Source organism: Bradyrhizobium sp. SZCCHNS3016 (genome assembly GCF_032484535.1).
Lineage (GTDB): Bacteria > Pseudomonadota > Alphaproteobacteria > Rhizobiales > Xanthobacteraceae > Bradyrhizobium.
This window is the reverse complement of sequence record NZ_JAUETE010000001.1, coordinates 893,145-900,271: the sequence shown is the minus strand read 5'-3', so window position 1 is coordinate 900,271 and position 7,127 is coordinate 893,145. Positions and strand designations below refer to the sequence as shown.

At 67.5% G+C, this 7,127-nt stretch carries 5 protein-coding genes; 2 read left to right on the top strand and 3 right to left on the bottom strand.

All coding sequences use genetic code 11. The annotated features are described in order from the left end of the window. The first annotated feature begins 284 nt into the window (after nt 1-284). Nucleotides 285-1,442, top strand: coding sequence for a glycosyltransferase family 4 protein (locus tag QW881_RS04300; protein WP_315759116.1), 1,158 nt, complete (start codon nt 285-287; stop codon nt 1,440-1,442). Further along, the gene (locus tag QW881_RS04295; RefSeq protein WP_315759117.1) at nt 1,439-2,440 is read left to right on the top strand and encodes a glycosyl transferase; all 1,002 of its coding nucleotides are present in this window, start codon (nt 1,439-1,441) and stop codon (nt 2,438-2,440) included. Before QW881_RS04300 ends, QW881_RS04295 begins: the two co-directional genes overlap by 4 nt. Nucleotides 2,441-2,444: 4 nt before the next feature. Here QW881_RS04295 and QW881_RS04290 read toward each other — a convergent pair whose 3' ends face one another. Genes QW881_RS04290 through rfaE1 form a run of 3 tightly spaced genes read right to left on the bottom strand, consistent with a single transcriptional unit; the run spans nt 2,445 to nt 7,101 of the window. Continuing rightward, nucleotides 2,445-4,358, bottom strand: coding sequence for a nucleoside-diphosphate sugar epimerase/dehydratase (locus tag QW881_RS04290; RefSeq protein ID WP_315759118.1), 1,914 nt, complete (start codon nt 4,356-4,358; stop codon nt 2,445-2,447). Next, complete coding sequence (locus QW881_RS04285) at nt 4,355-5,632, bottom strand: O-antigen ligase family protein (protein WP_315759119.1); 1,278 nt, start codon at nt 5,630-5,632, stop codon at nt 4,355-4,357. The genes QW881_RS04290 and QW881_RS04285 overlap by 4 nt, the downstream gene beginning before the upstream one ends. After that, a complete protein-coding gene (gene rfaE1, locus QW881_RS04280; protein WP_315759120.1) occupies nt 5,629-7,101 on the bottom strand; it encodes a D-glycero-beta-D-manno-heptose-7-phosphate kinase in 1,473 nt (490 codons plus the stop codon). The genes QW881_RS04285 and rfaE1 overlap by 4 nt, the downstream gene beginning before the upstream one ends. Between the last annotated feature and the right edge of the window lie 26 nt (nt 7,102-7,127).

Genomic DNA, 7,127 nt, shown 5'->3' with positions numbered 1-7,127 from the left:
CGGCTGCGCTTCATGCTCTGGTCCTCGTTGGGGCCAGAACGAACTTCAAACTGGATTAAGCCCCAGGGGCAAGGTCATCCTCGTCGGCGTGCTGGCATGCCGAGGGGATCGCTGGTTCTCGCTGCCGCCGCAATGGTCTTGTCGTCACCGGCGAAGTGTCTGAGATGCCGTGGCGCCGAATGTGGCCGGTAACACGCAGGCATTTTCTCGCGTACATCTAACCCCTCGCCGACGGCGTCGGCTTGCCGTATACGGCGCCCTGACAGCCTGAGACCGTGAGCCGAATGTCCCCGCCCCGCTTCCCTTCGCCGCGCCGCCTGCTCTACGTGGCCAACGAGGACTACGCCTTCCTGATGCATCGCCTGCCGATGGCGCGCGCGGCGCGCGAGGCCGGCTACGAGGTGCATGTCGCGACCAACGTCAATGCCGGCGCCGCCGCGATCGCCGCCGAGCGCTTCATGCTGCATCCGATCCCATTCCAGCGCGGCGGGCTGTCGCCGTCATCAGCCCTGCCCACGATCCGCGCGATCCGCGCCGTCGAGGCTGCGATCAGCCCCGATGTGGTGCATCATTCCGGGTTGCAATCGAGCGTGCTCGGATCGCTTGCCGCGCTCGGACGCACCACCCCGGTCGTCAATGCCATGACCGGCCTCGGCTATGTGTTCACGTCGGCGAGCTGGCGCTCGCGTCTGCTCAAGCAGGGCCTGCTGTGGCTGCTGCCCCGGCTGATGAACCGGGCACCGAGCTGCGTGCTGGTGCAGAATCCGGATGATCGCGACGCGCTTCAAGCCATGGGCGTCCGGGGCGACAAGATCACGCTGATCCCGGGCTCAGGCGTCGACACCGACCGCTTCCAGCCGCTGCCGGAGCCGGACGGACCGATCACCTTCGGCTTCGCAGGAAGGCTGCTGACCGACAAGGGCGTCCGCGCCCTGGTCGCTGCGCACCGCATGCTGCGCCAGCTGGGCCGCGACGACCAGTTGCTGATCGCCGGCTCGCCTGATCCGGCCAATCCTGCCTCGGTCTCGGCCGAGGAGGTCGAGGCCTGGCGGAAGGAACCCGGCATCACCCTGCTCGGCCAGATCAAGGACATCACCGAGCTTTGGCGCCGCTGCCACGTCGCCGTGCTGCCGTCGCATCGCGAAGGACTTCCGGTCAGCCTGCTGGAGGCCGCCGCCTGCGCCCGGCCGCTGATCTCCACCAATGCACCCGGCTGCCGCGAGATCGCGATCCACGGCCAGACCGGCCTCTCCGTGCCGGTCGAGGACGCGCCCGCGCTGGCGCAGGCCATGGCGCAGCTGGCGACCTCGCCCGAGCTGCGCGCCCGCTATGGCGCGGCGGCCCGTCAACTGGTCGAGGACAAGCTCTCGGCCAGGATCATCGGCCGCTCAGTGGTCGCGCTCTATGACCGCCTCACCTCGGCGCCGGACGCGCGCGGATGATCGCCCATCCAGTCGCAATTCTCGTCACCATTGCCGTGCTCGCGGCCGCGATGTGCGGTGTGCTGATCGTGCTGCTGCGCCCGGTGCTGCAGCGCTATGCGCTGGCGCGGCCGAATGCGCGCTCGTCGCACAAGATCCCGACGCCGCAAGGCGCCGGCATTGCCGTCGTCGGCGCAACGCTCGTGGTCGGCGGCGCCTTTGCATCCGTGATGGGCTTTGCACCGCTGCTCGTGCTGTTCGTCGCGGTGCCGATGTTGGCGCTGGTCGGCCTTGTCGACGACATCAGGCCGATTCCCGTGCTGCCGCGGTTCGTCCTGCAGGGGCTTGCCGTCGGCGTGGTGGTCTTCACCGCGCCGGACGATCTCAGACTCTTTCAGATCCCGCTGGCGATCGAGCGCACGCTGCTGCTGATCGCTGGCCTGTGGTTCGTCAACCTGGTCAACTTCATGGACGGTCTCGACCTGATGACCGTGGCCGAGGCTGTGCCGATCACGGCGACTCTCGCCCTGTTCGGCGTGTCCGGATTGCTGCCGTGGCCGGCAACGGCGATCGCCGCCGCACTTGGCGGCGCCATGCTGGGCTTCGCGCCATTCAACCGTCCCGTGGCGAAGGTCTTTCTTGGCGACGTCGGCAGCCTGCCGATCGGGCTCCTGCTCGGCTGGGGCCTGCTCCACCTGGCCTGGCAGGGCTACGTGGCCGCCGCGCTGCTGCTGCCGCTGTATTATCTGGTCGACGCCACCTTCACCCTGTTGCGGCGGATGGCGCGGTGCGAGCCGTTCTGGGCCGCGCACCGCACGCATTTCTATCAGCGCGCCACCGACAACGGCTTTACCGTCACGGGCGTGGTCGGCGAAGTGTTCATCCTCAATGTCATGCTTGCGACGCTCGCAGCCATCTCGGTCGCGCAGCGTTCCATGACGGTCGACGCCATCCTGCTCGTCTTCGGTCTCGGCGCCGTCACCTGGGTGCTGAGCCGCTTCTCGCGGCGGCGCCATTGAAGACTCAGGCCGCGCTCGAGCCGAATTCCGGCACCGCATCCTTCAGCACCGACTTGATCGTCACCGGATCATTGCGCGCGATCGCCTGATCGAGCGCCGCGATCCATGCCTTCAGCGTCTGCATCGGAGGCTCGTTCGGGGTCGCCGCCATGACGCCGGCGACGCCGATCTCGACCGGCGGCTCCTCGCTCGCAAACAGGATCTCGTTCAGGCGCTCGCCGGGCCGGATGCCCGTGAACACGATCTCGACGTCGTAGCCGGGCTGCAGGCCGGACAGGCGAATCATGCGCTCGGCCAGATCGACGATGCGGACGGGCTGGCCCATGTTCAACACATAGACCGAGACATCCGGGCGCTGCGGCGCCAGCGCATGCGAGGCCGCCGTGATCACGAGATCGCAGGCCTCGCGGATGGTCATGAAGTAGCGCACCATGTCCGGGTGCGTCACCGTGACGGGGCCGCCCGCCTCGATCTGCGCCTTGAACTTCGGCACCACCGAGCCGTTGGACGCCAGCACGTTGCCGAATCGCACCGAGATCAGCCGCATCGGCGGCCGTCCCGTCGGCCGGTCGGCGAGCTGGCGATCGAGCGCCTGGCAGTACATCTCGGCGAAGCGCTTGGTGAGGCCGAGCATCGACACCGGCTCGATCGCCTTGTCGGTGGAGATCATCACCATGGCCTCGGCGCCTGAGGCCACCGCGGCATCGGCCACGTTGATGGAGCCGAAGATGTTGGTCTTGACGCCCTCGCTCCAGTCGCGCTCGAGGATCGGCACGTGTTTCAGCGCCGCCGCGTGGAAGACCAGATCCGGCTTGAACTCGCCGATCAGCGCGAACACCCGGTCGCGATCGCGGATGTCGGCGATGCGCCCCTCGACGGCGACGTTCGCCTCGGGATCGGCCGCGAGCGCCTCGGTGATCGCATAGAGCGCCGGCTCGGAATTCTCCAGAATGAGCAGCCGCGCCGCCCCGAACGCAACCACGCGCTGACAGATCTCGGCGCCGATCGAGCCGCCGCCGCCGGTCACCACGACGGTTTTGCCACGCACCAGCGCTTCCAGCCGGCCGTAGTCGATCTTCTCGCTCGGCCGCAGCAAGAGGTCCTCGACCGCGACCGGCGCGAGCCTCGGCGCATCGCCACTCTCCAGCGACGGCAGGCGGCTCACGATCAGGCGCAACCGGCGCGCCCGCATCAGGAAGGTCTCCGGATGACAGTCCGGATCGAAGGCCGTCGGCATCATCAGGGCACGCGCAATCGGCCGATCGCGACGGGCGAAGTCGGCGGCGACGTCCTCGACATCGTCGATCCCGCCCAGCACCGGCACGCCGCGGATCAATTGGCCGCGGTCGGCGGTCGACGGCGAGAGAATGCCGATCGGCCAGATGCGCTTGACCGCACCACTCTCGATCCCGCGCAGCACGACCTCGGCATCGGCCGCACGGCCGATCAGGAGCGCAGGGGCAGCGTCCTCGGACCGAGCGTGCCGTCGCACCCGCGTGTAGCGGAAGTAGCGATAGGCGAAACGCAGCGCGCTTAGCGCAAAGATCTCCAGGAACCAATAGAGAATGATCGTGAGCTTGCCGAAGAAGAAGGTGCCGCGGACGTTCGGCGCGACGATGATGTAGTCGAGAACCAGCAGCGCCAGCGTCAGCACGGTCGCGACCCGCACGATGTTCAGCGCGTCCGGCAACGAGATGAACCGCCACTTCGTCGTCAGAAGGTTGGAGAAGTAGAAGACGACGAAGCTGAAGGCGATGAAGTACGGCAGGATCTGCAAGAGCAGCGGCACCCGCTCCCAGAAGGTGCTGGCGCCTTCGAAGCGGATATAGAACGCCGCGAACAGCGCGACGACGCTGACCAGGAGGTCATGCGCGGCGATCAGCAGGTTTCGGGAGGTGAGTTGCGAGAGGCGCGTCATGCTGTGACGGGCTCCGCATCGGGCTTTATCCTCGATCGCAGCACCATGCCGCCGGCCACGCCGACGCCGATGACATACATCCACCCCTCGTGGAAATCGAAGATGTGGGAGTTGAACAGCGAGGTGAAGATGTTCTGCACGACCACGAGAAGTCCGATCCAGGGCACCAGCCCGTCACCGCGGAACAGCAGGAGGTGCACGGCCCACATCGCGTAGAGAATGACGATCCCGAGCGCTCCCCATTGGACCGCGACGTAGAGCGTCTGATTGTGCGGATTGCCGACGACCTGACTTGAGGAGAGGTCGCGCGACCCGCTCACGGCCAGCTCGAACAAGTGACGCGTCGAGCCCGAGCCGTGTCCGATCAGCGGCGCGTCGGCCAAGAACCGCAATGACTTGCGCCAGAATTCGAGCCGCTCGCCGATCGACGTGACGGCGCGATCGTTCCTGTAGTCCTGATATTGGCTCGTGAACGTCGCCACCTTGCCCTGCAATTGCGGGGATACGGTCCATGCAGCGAGACCCAGCGCAAGGGCACCGGCCGCGATCAGCAGGTTGTCGCGCCATTTCAAATGGATCAGCCCGAACACCGCGAGCAGGATCGGGATCGTCACCAGCGCGGTGCGCGAGACCACGATGAAGATCATGTTGGCGAGGAACGCGATCATGATCGCAGTGAGCAGGCCGGCCGGCACGAAGCGGCGGGCGCGCAGCAACTGGGCTATCGGATAGGCCAGGGCCACGGCGCAGAGCGAGAATTCCTGGCCCTGGTCGATGTAGTTCTTCACGAAGATGCCGCGGTCGGCATTGGCCTTGAGCGCGAGCGCGGGATTGAACGCGACCGCGGTCGACATCACGACCATCAGCACGCAGGAGGCGAGAAACGCGGTGAAGACCCACAGGCCGCGCTCCGACCGCTGGAAATGGTAGAGCAGCGCGGGCAGCACCAGAAGCTTCGCCGCCGGTCCCACCGCGTAGAGCCGCGCGCCCCACGCCACGTCCGACCACAGCGTTCCGACCAGCGCCAACAGGAAGAGCGCGATCGGCGCCAGCGAGATCGGCCGCTTCAGGACCTGCAGCAGCCGCTCGACGTCGAGAAACGGCAGCATCGTGATCAGCATGACCACGCCCAGGATCGACACCAGCGAGGTCGACCACGGCAGCGACGCCGCGAGCAAGATCGCCACGACATCGACCGTCGTGCGCCATGCCGCCGGATCGCGCCAGCGGCGCGCCAGCAGCGCTGGGCCGGGATGACCTGCCAGCGCGCTCATCGCGCCTCGCTCCGGGCGCGATCGACCAGCGCAGTCGTGCTGTGCCCTTTCAGGATGTCGATCAGAATCACCTCGCCGCCGGCGGCTTCGACGATCTCGTGCCCCACGACCTGCTCGCGCGTATAGTCGCCGCCCTTGACCAGCACGCTTGGCCGGACCAGCTCGATCAAGCGGAGCGGCGTGTCCTCCGCGAAGATGGCGACGACATCGACCGCCTCGAGCGCGGCCAGCACCTCGGCGCGCGCGCGCTCGTCCTGAACCGGGCGGCTCTCGCCCTTCAGCCGCCTGACCGAGGCATCGCTGTTCAGCCCGACCACGAGACGGTCGCAGGCGGCGCGCGCCGCGGTCAGCACCTTGACGTGGCCGGGATGCAGAATGTCGAAGCAGCCATTGGTAAAGCCGACGCGCAGGCCCTCTCCCCGCCACCCCTCGACACGGGCGGCGAGTTCGTCATCGCTCTCGATGATCTTCTCCTCAGCGGCACGATAGGCATGCGGCAGGATCTTTCCGCGCAGTTCGGCCGATGTCACGCTGGCGGTGCCGTGCTTGCTGACGGCCACCGCCGCAGCGGCGCTCGCCATCCGCAACGCATCCGCCCAGGCGGCGCCGGCCGCGAGCGTCGCGGCAAGCACGGCAACAACCGTGTCGCCGGCGCCGGAGACGTCGCGCACCTTCACTTGATAGGCCGGCACGTGAATCGGATCGCCCTCGCGCGGGACCAGCGTCATGCCGCGCTCGCTCTGCGTCACCAGGATCGCCTCGCAGTCGGCGAGATAGATCGCATCCTGCGCGGCCGCGGCGATCTCGTGCTCGGTTTCGGCCCGGCTGCGGGTCGCTTCCGAAAACTCCTTGCGGTTCGGCGTCAGCACGCTCGCGCCGCGATAGATCGCGAGATTTGCGCTCTTGGGATCGACGATCACGCGCTTGCCGGCCTTGCGCGTCGCGTCGATCACGTTGCGCAGGACGCGCGCCGTGAGCACGCCCTTGGCGTAGTCCGACAGCAGCACGATGTCGGCCCGCGCAATCAGCGGCAGGATGGCCTCGATCAGCTTCTGCTCGACCTCGCCGATCGCCGGTGAGGCGCGCTCCCAGTCGGCGCGCAGCATGTGGGTGGAGAAATGCTCGGAGACGAAGCGCACCTTGCGCGTCGTCGGCCTCGAGGGATCGCGCACGAGCACGCTCTCGATGCCGCCCTCCTTGGCGAGCTCGGCCTCCAGCTGGTCGCCGGCCGCATCCTGCCCGACGAGACCGACGAAGATGCAGCGCGCGCCGAGCGCGGCGATGTTGCGCGCCACGTTGCCGGCGCCACCGATATTGGTCTCGCTGCGCTGGACCGCGATGACAGGCGCCGGCGCCTCGGGGGAAATCCGCGACACCTCGCCATAGACGAACTCGTCCAGCATCAGGTCGCCGATGCACAGCACCGTCTGGCGGGCGATCGCTTGCGAGAGATCGTCAAAGTCGAACATCAGCGGCAGTCTCGGTGAGTGGTCAG